Annotated in this window: 14 protein-coding genes; 7 read left to right on the plus strand and 7 right to left on the minus strand. The window is 54.9% G+C overall.

Features of this window, described 5'->3' with window-relative positions; genetic code table 11:
* Positions 1-41: 41 nt before the first annotated feature.
* From ACR0DS_RS15870 to ACR0DS_RS15895, 6 genes are all read right to left on the minus strand, one after another.
* A complete protein-coding gene (locus ACR0DS_RS15870) occupies positions 42-1511 on the minus strand; it encodes a hypothetical protein (RefSeq protein WP_480616841.1) in 1470 nt (489 codons plus the stop codon).
* 243 nt (positions 1512-1754) lie between these two features.
* Positions 1755-3374: a VPLPA-CTERM-specific exosortase XrtD gene (gene xrtD / locus ACR0DS_RS15875; RefSeq protein ID WP_480560189.1), complete on the minus strand. Its 1620-nt coding sequence runs from the start codon at positions 3372-3374 to the stop codon at positions 1755-1757.
* Positions 3375-3506: 132 nt separating this feature from the next.
* Complete coding sequence (locus ACR0DS_RS15880; RefSeq protein ID WP_480616843.1) at positions 3507-4940, minus strand: hypothetical protein; 1434 nt, start codon at positions 4938-4940, stop codon at positions 3507-3509.
* A 120-nt stretch (positions 4941-5060) separates the two neighbouring features.
* The gene (locus ACR0DS_RS15885; protein ID WP_480484441.1) at positions 5061-5672 is read right to left on the minus strand and encodes a polysaccharide biosynthesis/export family protein; all 612 of its coding nucleotides are present in this window, start codon (positions 5670-5672) and stop codon (positions 5061-5063) included.
* 114 nt (positions 5673-5786) lie between these two features.
* Complete coding sequence (locus ACR0DS_RS15890; RefSeq protein ID WP_480560185.1) at positions 5787-8240, minus strand: tetratricopeptide repeat protein; 2454 nt, start codon at positions 8238-8240, stop codon at positions 5787-5789.
* 69 nt (positions 8241-8309) lie between these two features.
* Positions 8310-8900, minus strand: coding sequence for a sugar transferase (locus ACR0DS_RS15895; RefSeq protein WP_480616845.1), 591 nt, complete (start codon positions 8898-8900; stop codon positions 8310-8312).
* A gap of 755 nt (positions 8901-9655) precedes the next feature.
* On the opposite strand from ACR0DS_RS15895, the gene ACR0DS_RS15900 reads away from it, so the two are divergent.
* The 4 genes from ACR0DS_RS15900 to ACR0DS_RS15915 are packed head-to-tail and all read left to right on the plus strand — an operon-like array spanning position 9656 to position 13786.
* Positions 9656-10513, plus strand: a complete 858-nt coding sequence (locus ACR0DS_RS15900) for an ExeA family protein (protein ID WP_209507486.1) — start codon at positions 9656-9658, stop codon at positions 10511-10513.
* 1 nt (position 10514) lies between these two features.
* Positions 10515-12056, plus strand: a complete 1542-nt coding sequence (locus ACR0DS_RS15905; RefSeq protein WP_480560181.1) for a GumC family protein — start codon at positions 10515-10517, stop codon at positions 12054-12056.
* 31 nt (positions 12057-12087) lie between these two features.
* On the plus strand, positions 12088-12921 hold the full coding sequence (locus ACR0DS_RS15910; RefSeq protein ID WP_480560179.1) for a CpsD/CapB family tyrosine-protein kinase: 834 nt from the start codon (positions 12088-12090) through the stop codon (positions 12919-12921).
* On the plus strand, positions 12902-13786 hold the full coding sequence (locus ACR0DS_RS15915; protein WP_480484435.1) for a glycosyltransferase family 2 protein: 885 nt from the start codon (positions 12902-12904) through the stop codon (positions 13784-13786). Before ACR0DS_RS15910 ends, ACR0DS_RS15915 begins: the two co-directional genes overlap by 20 nt.
* A gap of 68 nt (positions 13787-13854) precedes the next feature.
* Here the strand turns inward: ACR0DS_RS15915 and ACR0DS_RS15920 are convergent, their stop codons facing one another.
* Positions 13855-14394 carry a VPLPA-CTERM sorting domain-containing protein gene (locus ACR0DS_RS15920; protein ID WP_480484434.1) on the minus strand — a complete coding sequence of 180 codons (540 nt, stop codon included), beginning with the start codon at positions 14392-14394 and terminating at the stop codon, positions 13855-13857.
* A 619-nt stretch (positions 14395-15013) separates the two neighbouring features.
* Here ACR0DS_RS15920 and ACR0DS_RS15925 point away from each other — a divergent pair.
* The 3 genes from ACR0DS_RS15925 to ACR0DS_RS15935 all read left to right on the plus strand — a co-directional run bounded on the left by ACR0DS_RS15925 (position 15014) and on the right by ACR0DS_RS15935 (position 18056).
* The gene (locus ACR0DS_RS15925; protein ID WP_480560177.1) at positions 15014-15349 is read left to right on the plus strand and encodes a hypothetical protein; all 336 of its coding nucleotides are present in this window, start codon (positions 15014-15016) and stop codon (positions 15347-15349) included.
* 194 nt (positions 15350-15543) lie between these two features.
* The gene (locus ACR0DS_RS15930; protein WP_480560175.1) at positions 15544-17034 is read left to right on the plus strand and encodes a hypothetical protein; all 1491 of its coding nucleotides are present in this window, start codon (positions 15544-15546) and stop codon (positions 17032-17034) included.
* Entirely contained in the window at positions 17031-18056 is a 1026-nt protein-coding gene (locus ACR0DS_RS15935) for a glycosyltransferase family 2 protein (protein ID WP_480484431.1), read from the plus strand. The genes ACR0DS_RS15930 and ACR0DS_RS15935 overlap by 4 nt, the downstream gene beginning before the upstream one ends.
* The last annotated feature ends 37 nt before the right edge of the window (positions 18057-18093 follow it).

The following is an 18093-nucleotide window of genomic DNA, read 5'->3' on the forward strand; positions in this document are numbered from 1 at the left end:
TGCGGGTCCCTGGGTTGATGGCATATTCATACTATACGCAATTATTTCGAGGCTGATCTTTGATACAAGGCCCACGGTGCAGTTGACACGAGTATATCGAAACCTTGAATTTTGGGTGGAAACGATTCCTTTGAACATACGACTATTGTATCGGCTTTGGCCTTAGCCAAGACAGCCAGAGCGGACGGTAATGTGTGATTGGCTTCCAGTGCAATCTGTTGAACTGCGCCTTGCACATCGGCTAACGGACCAACAATGCGCAAAGGTTGCTGTGTGGGGTTGGCAAAGGTCGGAATTGCGGTACCATTGAAGATCATGAGAAAGGACAAAGGTCTGCAACTAGGCTTGAAAACCCACGCATCCTTTGCGTCTTCCACATAAGCTCCGGCGCCCAGGTTGCGCGTGTCGTGGAGATTCAACGCCTCAATATAAGAGGTGTAAATTTTTCCGTCCTGATACCACCCGACGGTCAACACCAGATTGCGCAACAGAAACAGTCCGGCAATCGCCGCAACGGCCATTTGTTGTGATCGCAGCTTGGCGCTGGGATTTAGCGACAAGCTGGCGGCCAGAAGGGCCAGCATCAGCAGTGGAATCCGTTCACTCAGATGTCCGACGCCGAACAGGTGCGGAGGGGTTATCAAGATCAGCAAACCACACAGCGCCACGGTAAGCTTCATACGCCAGTCGATCCGCCATATCCCGGTGATGAGGCCCCCGATCAGCACGCCCCATAATAGGATGCCAAAACCCCAGTCGAAAATGCGCCATGTGGATTCAGCCACGCGCAGGAACCCGTCAACGCGCAGATAGGCCTCGGTGCTCAGGCGTGTCCACAATGTTCCATGCTCGGCATGGGTCAGAAGATTTGAAACTGATGTGGCGACGCCACCGCTTGCGGTTTTCGTCTGTAAGAAAACTACAGTCGGCGCGATGGCAATTGATGCAAGTCTTGCGGCTTTACGTAACAAAACCGATAGCCCAGGATAGCCTGATCGGAACGCAAGCGACAACTCGACCATACCCAGCAGCAGTCCCCATAGCGCAAAGGCCAGGCCGTGAATAAAGAAAAGAAGCAGCCCCAGACATGCTGTCACAATCAGTTGCCGGACAGGCCGGCCCTGTGCCGCAATCCAATAGCCGGTTGCGCCCAGCAGAACCCCTAATCCCAGCAGAAAATTCGAGAAACCCCAAATCAGAATATGGTTATACGCCACCAGGCCAGCCAGAAGTACGGTTAGCACCGAAAGGTGGCCATGCAGAACGCGTGCAAGGTACAAAATGCCTGCGAACGGGGCCGCAATGATCAGACCGGCGATCAATTTAGCGCCCAAAAGCGGGGGCAGCACTTTCATGACGCCTGTGCCCAGAACATCCAGACCAAGATTGGGCAGAAGTTGCCAGGCAGCCTCATAGTTCTGTTGCAGTATGACCGAGTCCGGAAGATTGGCGAGAATATAATAGCGGGCGATATGGGCGTAAAAATCCGTCAGCGGCAAAACGGGTGTCACGCACAGTGGAATGAGGCTGGCAAACAGAGTCAGTGCCAGAACTGGTCGCAGAGAACGGCTTTGAGGTGTCGTAAACTTTTCTGCCGCGGGCACTTTTCCAACCATATACTAAGAACTAAAAACTGCTTCATCAGGTATCAATAACATATCATTGTGCAATCTATTTTTCTTACCGCAGCCACTCGCAATCCGACTGCGATGATCTGGCCGCAGGCTCGTAGACCCAAGCGCTGAATCTCCTCCTTAAAACGGCACAAACCGTGGCAGGCGGTTCAGGCTGGGTTCCATGAATCGCTGCAGTCGTGCATCCGCGTCCGCCTCGGTTTCGCCGGGCAGGATGGGGGTGACAAAACGAACCAATGCGCCGTCGGTCCGGCCCATGGTGAACCCGTCCTGAATAACGCTCATCTTGGCGCGGAAATCGTTGACCATGCGTTTGCCGCGCTGTTCGAACCAGTAGTAAACAAGCTGCTTTGACAGCTCTTTCTGGATGACCGCGCGGTTGACGGTAAAGCTGCCGTAAGGGGTGTCGCCCGGATTGATCTCATATGGCTCAAGGCTGAAGATTTCCCAGCCACCTACGGGCAGGCAAACCTCGGGTGAATGGATGCCTTCGCCTTCGGTTTGCTTGTCGTAGAAGGCCACGAACATGTTCACGAAATCACCCGATCCGCTGTCGATATAAGTGGCATGGAGGTAATCGCTGGCGCCCAAAGTTCGTTCAACATTGGGATCAAGGCTGGTGGTCGAGCCGGACCAGTCGCCCAATTGTCGCGGATAGAGGACAAAGGGGTCCCGCTCGATGGGCGTCACCTCGGAGGCGGGGCGCAGTGTCCACGCGGCCGAGACCGCAAGCGTCAAAAGCGCCGCGAGAGCCAGCGCGACTGAGGCACGGATGGCAAAGATACGCAATGCGACGGTACCCAGCCCTTCGGTATCCAGATCGATTGCCTCGGTGAACGGTTTCGGATCGGGGGCCAGACGCTGCAAGCCGAGTGCCATAAGAAACAGAATGGCGACGCAGAGCAGGAAGATGATCCAGCCTTCGAAGAAATGCATGAACCCTTCGGCTTGTTCGATGCCATGCTGATTGACCAGAATACCGATTACGCCGATGCGGATGGAGTTCATCAGAACGGTCAGCGGCGCGGCCGAGACCAGCAGAACCACCTTGTGCCAGATCGGGCCGCGGTAGAGCAGGGCAAAGAGGTATGAAAAGCTGAGGATCGGGAACAGGTAGCGTAGCCCGGAACAGGCCTCGGCCACCTGCAGCTTGTAGACCCCCAGATCGATGACATTGCCTTCGATAAAGACCGAAACACCGGCGAGCTGCACGAACCAGACGCCCAGCTCGGACGATATCCATTGCAGGAAGATCGTGAGCTTCCAGTAGACGAACTGGGGCAGGGGCAGCATGAAGATCAGATGGATTACGGGCAATTGGTGGTATTTCCCGCGTTGCCAGCCGAAGACGGTCACCATGACGCCACCGGTCCAGATGATCATCGCATAGGTGACGATATCCGGAATTCGGGCCAGATTTCCCAGAATGGCGATGGCCAGGGCCCCGGCAATCACGGCCACGCCAGGCCAACGGTCGCGCACGATGGGATTGGGCGGCGGCATGTCGCGTAGTTCACGCAGGAACAGGTACAGCGAGATGATAGGGATCAGCGGTCCGTGACTGTATTCCGGCGTGCTCCACGCCGCGCCCAGCGAGACAATGCCGATCCAGAAAACGGGAAGTGACCCCAGCAGCAACAGGGCAAACCAGAACAGCCCCGCAGCGTTGATGGCAGGCAGGACGTTTCGGGCCGTCTCAAGCATTTTGCTGCGGCTGTCGTTCGAATCGAGACGATGCATCACAAACCATCATGCATAATATGAGAGGCCCTGGAATTGTGACGGCCAAAGCTCAGACATTTTCGATCAGTATTCGAAACATTGATCTCAAAATATCTTGATTGTTGATGTCGCGAGTCGCGCAAACGAAAGTCAGGGTTTGAGAGAAAAGCGCCGGCCCAAAGTCATAAAGACCGAATTCGACGTTGCCGTAAAACCGTTCTGGTCATCCATTTCATATTGGTACCCTACGTTTACAGCCCAGTCTTTTGTGATAGCCCGTGTATAGGATGCACTGAACGTACCACGCTGGCGTGGATTGGGTTGGCCGGTTCCCTCATCTTCCTGATCAATGTAATCGATGCTGAAAGACAGCCCCGATACCGGGTTGATGAAATAGTCATATGTTAGAAACGCCAGTGTTTCGCGTGTTTCTATGCTCTGCGTACTGGTGCCGACCCGGCGTTGTAACGTCGCCCCGATCCGAGAACTGGCCAGCTGGTAGCTGTAGTCGAGTTGCCCGATCGGCGTGACCTCGTCGAATGGTCCTCTGGACAGGCCCACATTGAAACTCAACACTCCATTTGCGCGCTGGAAGCTACGACCGGCGGTTGCGTTTATCCGCGACCCATTGACCCCGAATGTCTGGTCAATCTGAAAATCCGCCGAGCCGTCTGACAAGGTTTTGTTCCAGACGAAATCCCAGACGAAATCCTCGGTCACAGTGTTGGTATTGGTCGTACGCAGTGTTTCATCCACCTGACTGTAGCCGATATTCGCACTGACGGTGGTAACGGGAGATACGTTATAGGTCCCCCCTACTGTCACAACCGTCGTTTGCTGATCGGTCCGCACGTTGTCTTCTGCAGAGAAGTCAGTGTAGCCGAGACGCAAGTTTGCCTGAAAAACCGGTGACACCCGCAATGTCGTGATCGCCGAGAAATCGCTTGATTTATTGTCGAACAGGTTCGGATCGATTGTGTTTGTATAGGTGCGTTCGCGATAGCTGTAGATGAATTGGAACCCGATTGGGTCATTTAGGCCGGTTTGCCAATCCAGGTTGCCCAGGGTGTTGACCTGATCTCCAATGGTTCCGGTTACATCGGCGGCATCAATCCTGCCATCCAGATTGGTGTCGGTCAGTGAACGGTTAAAGGCCAGATCCTGTTCGCGGTAATCCAATAGAAAGTCAAGCTGGCTGTTAAGGCGTGCCCGCTGATACGACAGGCGGGCAGACGGGTCTGAAAAACTGGATTCCGTTCCAATAATCGGCTCATTGGCGATCCGGTACAGCCCGGAAAGATCGAACGATAGTCTCGAATCCGAGGTCTGCTTCAGAATACCCAGAGCCAGCGTATTTTCCCACCAGGTCGTGGATCCAAGCGAAGGGTCGGTCAGGCGAAGATTGCTATCGTGCCTGAGCGATGAGAGATAATCCAGGGTCACACTCAGGCCGGTCCCGGTCCCAACCTGCTGACCGGTCGGAAGACCGACCCTTCGGGCCGGGTTTCTCTGGGCCCGTTGTGAGATCAATTGCTGGCTGGGTGTTTGCTGCACAACCGTTGATGCGACTGTTGTCTGTTGCACGGATGTTTGCTGTGTCGAAGCCTGCTGCCCGACGGCCGGTGTAAACGAACTTATGACAGCGATCCCGCCCCCCAGAATGGTGGACAGCCTGTTCTTGGATTTCCCCACCTGTATCAGCCCCTATTCGAACAAGCGGCGTGCTGGTACGACAACAACGTCTCCGGGTTTAAGCACTGTATTGCCTTGGATGCCACCGCCCGATCCGTTGTAGTTGTAAGTGTATCTGTTCATCACGCCTGTTTTACTGTCAGCCCGGCGCAATTCGATGCGCTTGCGAGCCGCGAAATTGGTCAGGCCGCCAGCCTGAGCCAAAACCTGAAGAATGGTTGTACCTTCAGTAGCAAGGTGCTTCCCGGGTACATTGACCTCACCCATTATGAAAACATCGATGGTTGGCCCGGATGCGGCCTGCCCACCCAGGAGCGGCGGCGGAGCCAGCGCCGCCACCGAAATAAAGACCGTTGGCGGCGTATTGAAGTTCGAGGCCAGCGCCGATGAGAGAGACGAGCTCAACCCGCTGGTAGATTGACCAGCTGCCCGGATCGAACCGGCAAGCGGGAAGTTGATGGATCCATCCGGCAAGACCAGAATGGTCCGGTTCAGGGTGGGGTCTTCAAGAACCTCAACCTGCAACGCATCGCCGGGCTGAATTTGATATGATTGCGCCCATGATACGGTGGCCGCAATCATGGTGATAACAAGGGCGATCAATGATCCGATAACTGTACGCATATTCAAATCTCTCACTTTCTTTCTTTATGCCGCCCTACGGGATGCAAAACAATCTACAAGGAGTCTGATACATGCAAGATGCGGCAGAAATGCAGCGGCGTCATCCACCCCCTCCTAATGGCTGGTGTCCGGTGCAGCATTCAGCTGTTCAATCTCAGCGTCCACCAATGATGCAACTTCCGTTGAAGCGTCACTGAAAGCCCTGGCTTTATGAAACAAACGCAGAGCATCTTCGCTCCGCTCTAAGGCCGCGTATGTTTTCCCAAGATGGTACAGAACCAGGGGATGTTCAGGGAATGCCGCCGCCGCAGGTTCGAGATAGGTGACCGCCTCTTCATAATTTCCCATCCGGTAGGCCACCCAACCGTATGTTTCCTGAAACACGGGTTCTTGTGTGCCGCGCAAACGTTGCGCCAAAACCTGTGCACGACGCAGACTGCTGTCATCGGTGCGGTGCGTCGTCAGCAGGCTTGCGAGATTGTTGGCCACAACCAGGGACCGATTGGTGATCGGATAAAGCTTTTCATATGTTTCGATTGCCTGATCCAGATCCCCAGTGCGTTCGTATTCCGCCGCCTGCAGCATGAGCAGGTCCGGGCTTTCAGGCAGATTAGCCAATGCCTTGGCTAAAACTTCGCTGGCCTGATCCGGGGCATTCCGTTCCGTTGCCAACTCGTGCAAGGCAGTCCACGCCCGTGTTGTGTTCGGATAATCCTCGAGAATGGCGCGGTAAAGCTGCTCGGCCTCGCGGCGTTTGTTTTCACCGATCAGAGCATGTGCTTTGATCAGGCGAATTGGCAAAGAATTCGGGTCCTCAGAAAGCAATTGGTCAAGATGGGCGAATGCCTCTGCCGTCTGCCCTTTTGTAAGCATCAGGCGAATAAGCGCGATATCGGCGGGCAGGCCAAACTCGGGATCATCCGCCAACTCGTTCAGGAAAGAGGTCAACTCCTCTGTGCGCTGCTGTGCTGCCAGCATATGGGCCCTGAGCTCGTTGGCGACACGTCGTGTTTCCGGGCTGTCCAGGTCCCCAATGGCAAGAAGGACGGTGCCCAGCCGATCCCAGTCCTGCATGTTCAGAAGCACGTCACCCAGCAGGAACAGAAGTTCGGGGTGTTCCGGGGTTTGGCGCAAGGCATGGGCCAAAACACGCTCGGTGATTTCCAGATCACCTTCTTCCATCAGAAACCGGGCATAGCGTAGCGTTTCGTCCGGTGCATTGGCGGACATTTCCGTCGCGAGCGCCAGCATTTCGCCCATCAGTTCCCTGTCTCCATTACGCTCATGCGCCTGAGCCATCAGAGTCATCAACTGTGAGTCGCGGGGTGCCTGACCAAGCGCTTCGCGTAAAAGCACAATCGCATCGCCGGTTTTGTCCTCATCAATCAACCAGGACGCTTTGAACTTGAGCGCACCAACCTGGGCTGCATCTTCGGACAGGACTTTTTCGACTAAGAGCCGGGCTTCATCGGGTCTTCCAGACTGGAACAGCATGAGGGCAAACTCCACCTCACTGGCCCGGGTCTGTATGTTTCTTTCCGCCCCCTCAAGCAGTGTTTGCATCTCGGAGATTGCGGCTTGTTTATCACCTGATCGGAATTTCAGCGCTGCACGCACCGTCTTAAAATGGAACGTGTTGGGACCACCCTCGGCGATGATCCTATCCAGCTCGGAAATTGCCGCTGTAGAAGCGCGGTTGTCATTCAGAAAGGCGATCAGCCGCTGTGCCGGCATGTGATCTTTGGCTTGCGGATCCACCTCAGCGCGCAGCATCTGTTCTGCCGCATTCAGATTCCCCTGGTCGATATAATGCTGTACAAGCAACTGCTCGACGCCTTCATCGTCAGGGAATGTCACAGCCATCTGCCTGAGCAAAGCCTCGATCTCTGCCGGCATATCCAGTTCCTGAAGGGCGCGGAGCCGGATTCCATAAAGACTTGCTTCCATTGGATCGATGGCTATTGCCGCCTCTGTTTCCTGCAGAACGCCGGGCCAGTCCTCATCGCGGACCAGGTGGTCAATTATGACCTGACGCGCGGTCATCAGTTCCGGATTGCTTTTGATCATCTCGCGGGACGTATGTACGAGAAAGTCCACACTCGCGAAATCGCCCTCCCGAACTGCGTCGGTGTAAGCCAACATATTGTTGATAGATTTGATTTGGGCATCATCCGGCGCCAGAGCACTCGCCAATGCGCCATGGCGCCTGACATCTTCCCAGTTACCTACTTCCAGAGCCATCTCGGCAAGGTTGCGATGACCTTCAAGGTTGTCTGGATATTGTTCCACCAACCGCAGATACTGACCATATGCAACAGGGATGTTGCCGCGCTCGCGCTCCAGCCGGGCAAACGTCAGGCGAGCTTCCTTGTGTTGACCATTCAGTTTGAAGACATTCCGGAATTCAACAAGTGCGCGCTCGACGTCACCGGCTTCCAGATGAGCCAGCCCCGCTTGGAAATGAGCTTCGGCCCGCTCCTCAGCCGAGTCACACGCACTCAGCAAGAGCGTCGCGGCAAAAAAGGCGACGACCAGTCGTGCACCAACTTGGGGTACGATCCTGCCCATTGCTATTCTCCCGCAAAACGTACGAAAAAGCATGCAACCCATCAATCGGTTCGGTTGCACACCTCAGTTTCAGCAGCCTGTGCCGCGCAGAACCGCGAAAACTGTCCGAAACAGAATCTGCATATCCGTTTTGAATGACATGTCCTTCCAGTATTCCACATCATGCTGCGCGCGTTCGGCAAAAGTCGAGTTGTTCCGGTTCGATACCTGCCATGAGCCGGTAATGCCGGGGCGCATTCTGTAGTACATGTTGTTTGGATAAAGCTTTTTCTGGCACACCATCATAGGGCGAGGGCCGACCATCGACATTTCGCCGACAAAAACATTCCAGAATTGCGGCAATTCATCCATCGAAGATTTGCGCAAGAGCGTCCCGAACTTGATGATACGCGGATCATTTCGCAGTTTCTGGTCGCGGTCCCATTCCTCGCGGGCTTCAGGATTTGTTTTTAGATGCTCTTGTAGTATGTTTTCAGCGTCATGCACCATCGTGCGCAGTTTAAGCATCTTGAAGCTCTTGCCGTTCTTGCCAACCCGCTCCTGCCGATAAAATGGTGTTACGCCCTGACTGGCCAGAAATACGGCCAGAAGCACAACCATCGGAACGACGAACGGCGCTGCAAGCAGTGTAAACGCGATATCAAAGATGCGTTTTCCCACACCTCTGTAGAACCCCGGATACTGAACTGAGGTTGGCATAACAGAGATGCTAGAGTAGCCCGCGCCAGCGTTGGCCACTTCTTTTGAATGACTTGTCACTATTTAAACCCCCAACACACACAAATACTCACGAACCACTTACCAAACTCAGGAACAGAACACGCTCGACCTCAACTACATATACTTAAAATCTTATATTTTTATGCCACTTCGACCCTGCGTTCACTCACTCGCGAGGCCACTTTCCCGTAATCAAGTGTTAACAAATTCGGCTTGGCTTGCAAAACAATAATACTGGCAAGGACACCTCAGAACGACTTAGTACGAGAGTTTTCCAACAGGATCGTGAAACTTTGCTCAACTGGTCTGTTGAAAGTTCAAGGGTTTCTGTTTCCCCATTGGGTACAATGGATTAAATTTTGTGCTTTTGGAGCCAACTTTGACCTCCCGGAGGCCTTTTTGACTCGTGTTCAAGCCAGATTGCCAAGGCGCCATCGACGGACCTTTTCCAAAGGCGTAGATGGAAACAATTGCGAGAAATATTTCTGATTGAAGGGGGCCGCAGGTCAATTCACCGCGTGTGCAGTTTAGTGGTGCCTGCTATCTTGATTTTGTGGCAAAGTAGTACCCAAGTACTTTTTGTTTATGTGACGTGTTCTTTATGTAAGGGATTTCTGGTGGTTCAGAGTTTAAGTTTGGATAATCTCCAGGGGGCCGGTACGAGGTTTGACAAGGCGGAAGGCAGCCGAGGTGCAATGGCGTCCAGTGACGGGTTTTATCTAGACTATTTCGGGCTCGATCGGCGGCCCTTCACACTGCTTCCGGACCCCGGATTCATGTACTGGTCACCGCTGCACAAGCGTGGGTATTCGGTGCTGCAGTTCGGCATCATGAGCTGTGCACCCATTACAGTGCTGACAGGCGAGATCGGGGCTGGGAAAACAACTCTGGTGCAGCATCTTCTGAGTGAAATGGAAGAGTCGATCACCGTTGGGCTGATCTCGAATGCGCAGGGTGGTCGCGGAGAGCTGCTGCAATGGGTTCTGCACGCGTTGGGCCTGCCAATTAACAACGACGCCCCCTATGTTCAGCTGTTCCGGGATCTGCAGGATTTTCTGGTTGCGGAATATGCCGAAGGGCGGCGGGTGGTCCTGATCTTTGACGAAGCGCAGAACCTGACAGTCGAAGGTCTGGAAGAAATCCGTATGCTGACCAATATCAACTCGAACACGGACGAACTGATCCAGCTTGTTCTGGTTGGCCAACCTGAATTGCGCGACATGGTTCTGGACCCCAAGATGCGCCAGCTGACGCAGCGCGTGGCCGCAAGTTTTCACCTGGAACGGATGGATGAATCGTCCGTCGAAGCCTATATCAGACACAGAATGAAAACGGCTGGCGGGTCCGGCGGTGAGTTTACAGAAGACGCCTGCAAGGTGATTTTTCAGCAGACCCGCGGTGTGCCGCGCCTGGTCAATCAGTTCTGCGACTTTGCCCTGCTTTATGCCTGGACAAATGAAGCGGACAAGGTCGACGAAACCATCATCAATCAGGTGATCGATGATGGCGTGTTCTTTGGCGGAAACTCACTTGAGAAGGAGCTGACGGTCTAAGATGGGTCCTGCACGCTACTATTTCTCCATTTTCCTGCGGCGGTTTCCGTATTTTCTGGTCGTCGCCCTGATCGTGTCCGTGGCCTCGTTCATTGTCGCCAGAACATTGCCAGCCACATATGTTTCGACAATGCGCCTGATAGTTGAATCGCCCCAGATTCCGGGCAGTCTGGCGGCCAGTACTGTCACCACACCTGCGGCGGAACAGCTTCAGATTATCGAACAGCGCCTGCTGACCCGTCCGGTCCTTCTGGAGATCGCACGTGAGCTTCAGGTGCTGCCTAACCAGGATGAGGTAAGCCCTGACCAAATTGTCAAAGCCATGCGCAAGAACACCTCGATCTGGACTTCCGGTGGTCTCAATCAAGCCAACCTGATGACAATCAGTTTCGAGGCGCGGACCGGCCCGATTGCGGCTGGCGTCCTGAATGCGTATTTGACGGAGATCCAGAAGCTGGATGTCGCGTACCGCAAGGAACGCGCGACCGATACGTTGGCCTTCTTCCAACTGGAAGTCGACCGCCTCAACGACGAGTTGAGCAAACGCAGCGCCCGCATTCTTGAGTTTAAGAATGACAACTCCGATGCGCTCCCCGACAGTCTGCAGTTCAGATTGGCGCAACAAGGGGCGTTGCAAACCAATCTTGAACAGACGGATCAGCAGATATTTTCCCTCAAAGCTCAGCGGGAAAAACTTGTAAGGGTGTTCAGTTCGACAGGGCAGGTTGTCGGCCCTCTGCAGCAAAACCAGACCCCGGCACAACAACAGCTCAATCAGCTACAAACCCAGCTCGACAGTCAGCTGGTGGTCTATTCCGAGAACAGCCCACAGATCAAACTGCTTCGTGCCAGGATCGGAAAGCTTGAACAGGTCGTGGCCTCTGAACAGGCGACCACTCCAGCCTCACCTAGCACACAGACGGGCAATTCAACTCTTGATCTGCAACTGGCTCAGGTTGACACGCAGATATCTGCGCTTGAGGATCAGCGCCGCGTGACGCAGAGTCGACTTGATGCGCTGACCCTGACAATTGACCAGACACCGGCGAATGCTATCACTCTTGCAGAGTTGCAGCGCGAACACGACAACATACAAACCCAGTATAATGCTGCAGTCAGCCGGTTGGCCGCGGCCTCGACCGGGGAGCGGATCGAGGTCACGTCCCAGGGGCAGCGTGTTTCCGTGATTGAGCATCCGTCCACGCCAACCGAACCGGCCAAGCCGAACCGGTTGATGATCGCCGGGGGCGGGGCCGCTTTCGGGCTGGGGCTGGGGCTGGGGCTTGTGGTTCTGCTGGAAATCCTGAACCGATCTGTACGTCGGCCGGAAGACCTGATCAGCAAGCTTGAGGTCTGGCCGATTGCCACCATTCCCTATGCCCCTTCAAGGGGTGAAGTTATCCTGCAGCGAACCGTATGGGGTGGAATCATATTAGCCATTCTAGTCGGGGTTCCCGCTGCGGTCTGGACGGTGCACACCTATTATCTGCCCCTCGATCTTATCGCAGAGAGGGTCATGGATAAACTGGAGACATTCTGGTGAGTATTGTTTCGATTGATTTGGTGGATTTGTAATGGACCGTCTTCAGCAAGCTATTCAGAAAGCGCGTGAAGAACGCAACAGCCGACAGCAGCTTCAGCCTGTGCCTCCCGCAGACATACAGAAGTCCCCGGCACCGCAAGAAAGCGGCGATCAAGATATTTGGCTGGCTGTGCCAGAGATACAGATCGAGCAACGCCTTATCTCTCGCAACCGTTTGATGTCATTCCATGGGGGCGCGGACGCAACGCCCTATGACATGTTGCGCACCAAGATGCTGCAGCAGACCCTTTCCAATAACTGGCATCGGGTAGCGCTGACTTCCCCTTATAGTGGATGCGGCAAAAGCACGACAGCTGCCAATCTGGCCTTCAGCCTGGGGCGGCAGGAAGATTTGCGCACGATCGTGATCGATTTCGATATGCGGCGCAGGGGGCTGGCTGAGATTCTGAAGCAAACCGGCAGCTACAGCATGGCTGACGTCATTCAGGGGGCCGTACCGTTTCACGAACATGCGAAGCGTTATGGCAAGAACGTCATCTTCGGACTTAATTACACGTCCACCCGCAACCCGGCGGAAGTCTTGCAAAGCCGCCGGACAATCGAATTTCTCGAACAACTCGAAGCAGAATACAAACCCGACATCATTCTGTTCGACACCCCCCCCCTGATGATGAGCGATGACAGCCACGGATTTCTTAGGAATGTTGATTGCGCCCTGCTTCTGGCAGCAGCCGAAGAGACCAGCATTGATCATATCGACGTGGCTGAGCGGCAACTGGCAGAACTGACCAGCGTCATGGGTATTGTGTTGAATAAATGTCGGTACATCAGCGGGACTTTTGGCAATGAGTACGGCTCCTACTGACGCTGTACCGACTGATGCGGTAATTATTCCCCATTATAACGATTTGCCCCGGCTGGAACGGTGCCTTCAGGCTCTCAGAGAGAATGATTTGACGGCGACGGAAATCGTCGTCGTTGACAACAACTCTCCGGTATCGCTGGACACGATACGCCAGACCTTTCCCGAGGTGCATTTTGTTGTGGAACCCCAAAAGGGCGCGGCCCATGCCCGCAACCGCGGGGTTGCCGAAACCAAAGCGCCCCGACTGTTTTTCATCGATGCTGATTGTGTGCCCGCGCCGGACTGGTTGACCGTCGGGCGCCAGATCGCGGATCAGGCCGATCTGATTGGTGGCCGGGTAGATGTCTTTGACGAAACGCCACCCCCGCGCAGCGGCGCAGAAGCGTTCGAGGCTGTTTTTGCATTCAACTTCCGCAGGTATATCGAGGTTCAGGGGTTCTCCGGCGCAGGAAACCTGTTGACCCGGAGGGATGTGTTCGATGCGATCGGCGGATTCGTCAACGGTGTATCGGAAGATCGGGAATGGACCATGCGCGCGGTCGCGCGCGGTTACAGCCTGAAATACCGGGACGACTTTCGCGTCAGCCATCCGTCCCGTCAGGACTGGGCCGCGCTCAAAACCAAGTGGCAGCGTACGACACAAGAGGCGTATCTGCTGCATGGCACCAACCCCGGCGCGCGGCTGCGATGGGCAATCCGTGGATTGGCCATGCCTGCCAGTGCGATCGTGCATGCACCAAAAGTCATCTCCAGCGGCAAATTGGCCTCGACAGGAGAAACCTGGCGGGCGATTGCCACGTTGTTCCGGCTTAGATGTCAGAGGATGATCTGGATGCTGCGCCAGGCAGCGAGTGGCGACATCTGAGCTTGCCAAACAAAAAGGGGCCGCAAAACACAGCCCCTTGTCTTAATCTGTCGGGTTTGCGCGCCCGTTCAGGCAGCTACTTTGCGGCGGCGCGTCAGGGCCAAACCGCCAAGCGCAGTCAAAAGCAGCAGACCACCTGCGGGCAGTGGAACCGCAGCTACGTCAAAGTCAAAGCTGATCGGACCACCATTCGTCGTCGCTTGCGCATTAGCCCAGCTGAACACCAGGTTCTGGCTCAGGGAGTTCGGGCTCACGCTGCTAAACAATGTGCTGAGCGTGGTCTGGATGCCGCCCAGAACCGCTGTGCTTGCCAAAACGTTGCCGGGGTTTGCCGCGTCAACCCAACTCATGGTCAGACCTGTGAACGCACCCAGTACCCGAATGGTGACCGATGCATTTGCCGTCGCTATTAGCGGATCAACCGGAGATGTGAAGTTGACCGAGTACGAACCAGGCCCACCGAGTGTGGAGACAGATCCGATAAAGGCCGTATCCGATTTAATGTCATAGCTGCCGCCTGCCGTCACCGAGGTCAGCGCGCTGGCCGATCCAGCCATCATCACAGCAGCAACAATCCCCGCCGCCATCATTTTCAAACTTCTAAACATGCAAAGTCCCACCTTTGATTTTTATACACACAACCCGCTCGAAATCCCGGCAGGGCACCTACTGAAGTCATTCATAATTCATTTCAATTTGATTGCGAAGGATTTTTCGAAAGAATGTGTCTTTTTCTGGGCATTGAGCTGCTTTACGCAGCACAATAGTCGAATGTAACTATTTTTGTTTCCGCATTGAGAACCGGAATCGTTTAAATAAGACGAATCTGCGTCTGGGAGAGCGCGGTGGACTTCCAAAATTTCTGAGGTCTCCGTCCCGCTCCAGACATAGTCTGCGGGGTTCCTTGATGCAAATCCGCACCAAACCAATCCGTCTTTAGGTGAAATCGAAACTGCCTTACTCACATGGCGGGCAACTATCCGTCGCAAATTTGCGAAACAATCTGAACTATTTTGCCGAATTGTTCAATTTAGAATATCTGCGAACCGCATCTGAACGGAAAAATAGAAGAAAGCTGAGCCCAGCCATATTTCTCCTTCGATGGTCAGAAAGTTTCGTGTAGCTTTGGCTTGTTATTGTACCAAGTTCAGGCACGCATTATCAATCGGAAGTTGCAGTTTGGCCGTTTGTTTCGAGTGCCTGTCTGTTTGCGAGGAGACATTGCGTATGGGTGTTGGCCAGAACATAGCCGCTGAGAATGCGAATTGGACCTTCGGGGGCAGTGATCCCGATACTTTTGTTGATCACATCAAGTTATCAGTACCTCTTTATGAAATGGGCACATCAACAGGGGAGCTGATCCACCAGCTGGCAAAGCACAATGCCGGGAAACCGGATGCCCGCTGGATTGGCATCGACGCCGAAAAGGCACGCAGTCTGAAAAGCGTGCTGGAGCCGTTTTCGACCCAAGGCAATCCGGATATGTTAGCCCGGGCCGGTTTCAAGGATGTGATGAGTACCCAGAAATACATTTGCTTTGAAGGATTTCTTGCAATCAACTGATTACTCAACGCCATGTCGGTGAGAGCCGGAGTGGGGTAACACCTATTTTGAATCGATTTATGGAGGCCGCTGAGAACGCTGATGGACGCGCCTGATTTTTATCTCTGTGAAATGGCGCTGGAGGGCAGGCTGAAGACGGTAGTCGCTTGTTTTCAGCACCCCGTACTTGCGGCAAAACAGGCTGCAGAACGGATATGACCGTGTCGGTTTATCCAGACAAACCATCTTGGAGGGTCAAGACATCCCTTCTGTTGATAGCGGCGCTGCTGGCCTGTCTGTCCGTGTTTCTGATCAATGGCGGGCCGCTTTATTACTTCGACACCGGCAGTTACATCCGGCAGGGGAATGTGGCCCTGAGCAGTTTTCTGCCGCCGACAGCTGATAGTGCTGCGGCGGGCGTAACCCACGTCGCCGACGAGGATACCACCGCAACCGGATCACGGTCACTAATCTATGGCCTCATCATGGCCGCATTTGTTAGGGTTGACGCCCTGTCCACCCTTCCGGTGTTGCATCTGGCCGTTACGTTGCTGGCTGTCTGGATGTTGGCGCGAACGGCTGGCCGGTCTCTGGGCGGCATGCAGAACTCAATCACGATGACTGCGGTGCCTTTGCTGGTGGCAGCCTGTACTTCATTGCCGTTTTATATCGCCTACATGATGCCCGATATTTTTGCCCCGGTGTTGCTGATCGTGATTGCCTCATTGACGGCCTTCGGGCGGATAATGCAGACTTGGGAGCTTTTGTTGATATCCGGTCTGGCCCTTTTCAGCGCTCTTCTGCACCCGTCTCATCTGGCGGTTGCAGCGTTGACGATCCCCTTTGTGGCTTTGGCAGCGCTCAGTGAGAAAAGACCGCGGCGTTGGCGTGCAACAATTTTGATGATGATGATTCTGGCGCTGGCACTGGCCGAGCGCAAGGCTTTTCAGGTCACCGTGGAAATCGCCACTGACAAAGAGGTCGTCTATACACCGCATATCACTGCGCGGCTCATCGTTGATGGGCCCGGCATGGATTACCTGAACGAGGTCTGCCCGAATACTAAAATACCCACCTGCGCGTTACACGAAGCGCTATCGTGGTCGGACGACCCTTATAGGCTGACACCATCCCACATCATATTCGAACGCTCACCCAGCCTGGGTTCATTTCAGCTGATGTCGCCGGAAGACCAGAAACAGGTTGCTCTGTCCCAACGGGATTTCGCCAAAGCGGTTTTCCTGTCCCGGCCTCTTTCCACCTCGTTGGCGCTGGCCCGAAACGGCTATCAGCAGGTATTGCGCTATAGCATTGCTATGACGATTCCGACGGATGTAGAGCTGGAGAACGCCCGCTGGTTGGCCAGAATGGGAGACATCCGGCCCGATATGTTCCAGAGCGGTTCATTGTCTCAGGACAGGGGCTGGATAGAAACGGCCAATGCCATACACGGTCTGATCTATGCTGTGTCGTTTGCCTTTATCCTGATCAATTTGCTGCGACCGGGAATCCCCCGAGACATGAAACTGTTCGCCCTGTTCATTCTGATCGGGATTGCAGTGAATGCGCTGGTCTGTGGCGGGGTCTCGCAACCCGCAGACCGATATGGTGCCCGTGTGATGTGGCTGCTGCCCTTTACGGCTGCCTTTCTTTTTCTTGTTCAGCGTTCGACAGTGTCGCAAGGCACGACCGGAGATACCTCGTGACTTCAGATCAAACCCTTTCCATCAGCGTCGTCATGCCCGCCTACAAGGCCGAACATCTGCTGCCCCGTGTCCTGACACCCCTGATTGAAATGCTGAACACCGGCCAGGTGCAGCAGGTTCTGGTCGTCGATGACCAGTCCCCGGACGGGACTGCGGCCCTTGCCCGCGAAATGGGGGCCACGGTTCTGACCACGCCGGTCAATGGCGGGCCGGGGGCTGCGCGCAACCTGGCCGCCGAACACGCCACCGGTGACATCCTGTGGTTCGTCGATTCCGACGTCATCGCCTGGCCCGATGGCCCGGGGCATATCCGCCGTGCCATGTCCGAGGATAATGTCGGCGCCGTGTTCGGATCCTATGACGACGCGCCGGATGGGCAATCGTGGTTCTCGCGTTACAAGAACCTTCTGCACCGCTATCACCATCAGCGCGCCCGCCGCGAGGCGCGCACCTTCTGGGCCGGGTGTGGCGCCATCCGGCGCGACGTGTTTCTTGAAGTCGGTGGATTTGATGTCAAAACCTACGAGGTCCCGTCGATTGAGGATATCGAACTGGGCTACCGGATCGCGGGGACCGGCCGTCGTATCCTTGTCGAGCCACAGCTGCAGGGTAAACACCTGAAAGTCTGGACCATCCGCAACAGCCTGAGCACGGACATCTTCTGTCGCGCCCTGCCCTGGGCCCGGCTTATGATCTCGCGTGAGGGGCTGACGGATGACCTGAACACCTCGATGGCCGAGCGGGCGCGGGCTGCAATTGCGGGGCTGTTGCTGCTGTCGCTTCTGGTCCTGCCATTCTGGCCGGGGGCATGGCCCCTGCCCCTGCTATTGCTGACGGCAGCCTTGGTCGCCAATCTGGATCTGGTACGCGCCATGGCCGGACATGGCGGGCCATGGTTTGCATTCAAATGCCTGCTCTACCATCAGGTCTATTACGTTTATTCCGCCACCGTCTATGTCTGGTGCCTGTTCGAATATCATGTACTGGGGCAGAAGCAGAAGCTGCGCGTCAAGCGCAGCTAAATAGCCGTACAACACGGTGGACGAGCGGAGCTACAGA

The sequence above is a fragment of the Ruegeria sp. AF5 genome (genome assembly GCF_056541905.1).

What these genes read in the sequence shown, in the direction of transcription:
- xrtD (WP_480560189.1), bottom strand. Translation starts at nt 3,374, where the DNA reads ATGCATCGTCTCGATTCGAACGACAGCCGCAGCAAAATGCTTGAGACG.
- ACR0DS_RS15885 (WP_480484441.1), bottom strand. Translation starts at nt 5,672, where the DNA reads ATGCGTACAGTTATCGGATCATTGATCGCCCTTGTTATCACCATGATT.
- ACR0DS_RS15890 (WP_480560185.1), bottom strand. Translation starts at nt 8,240, where the DNA reads ATGGGCAGGATCGTACCCCAAGTTGGTGCACGACTGGTCGTCGCCTTT.
- ACR0DS_RS15900 (WP_209507486.1), top strand. Translation starts at nt 9,656, where the DNA reads ATGGCGTCCAGTGACGGGTTTTATCTAGACTATTTCGGGCTCGATCGG.
- ACR0DS_RS15905 (WP_480560181.1), top strand. Translation starts at nt 10,515, where the DNA reads ATGGGTCCTGCACGCTACTATTTCTCCATTTTCCTGCGGCGGTTTCCG.
- ACR0DS_RS15910 (WP_480560179.1), top strand. Translation starts at nt 12,088, where the DNA reads ATGGACCGTCTTCAGCAAGCTATTCAGAAAGCGCGTGAAGAACGCAAC.
- ACR0DS_RS15915 (WP_480484435.1), top strand. Translation starts at nt 12,902, where the DNA reads ATGAGTACGGCTCCTACTGACGCTGTACCGACTGATGCGGTAATTATT.
- ACR0DS_RS15920 (WP_480484434.1), bottom strand. Translation starts at nt 14,394, where the DNA reads ATGTTTAGAAGTTTGAAAATGATGGCGGCGGGGATTGTTGCTGCTGTG.
- ACR0DS_RS15925 (WP_480560177.1), top strand. Translation starts at nt 15,014, where the DNA reads ATGGGTGTTGGCCAGAACATAGCCGCTGAGAATGCGAATTGGACCTTC.
- ACR0DS_RS15930 (WP_480560175.1), top strand. Translation starts at nt 15,544, where the DNA reads ATGACCGTGTCGGTTTATCCAGACAAACCATCTTGGAGGGTCAAGACA.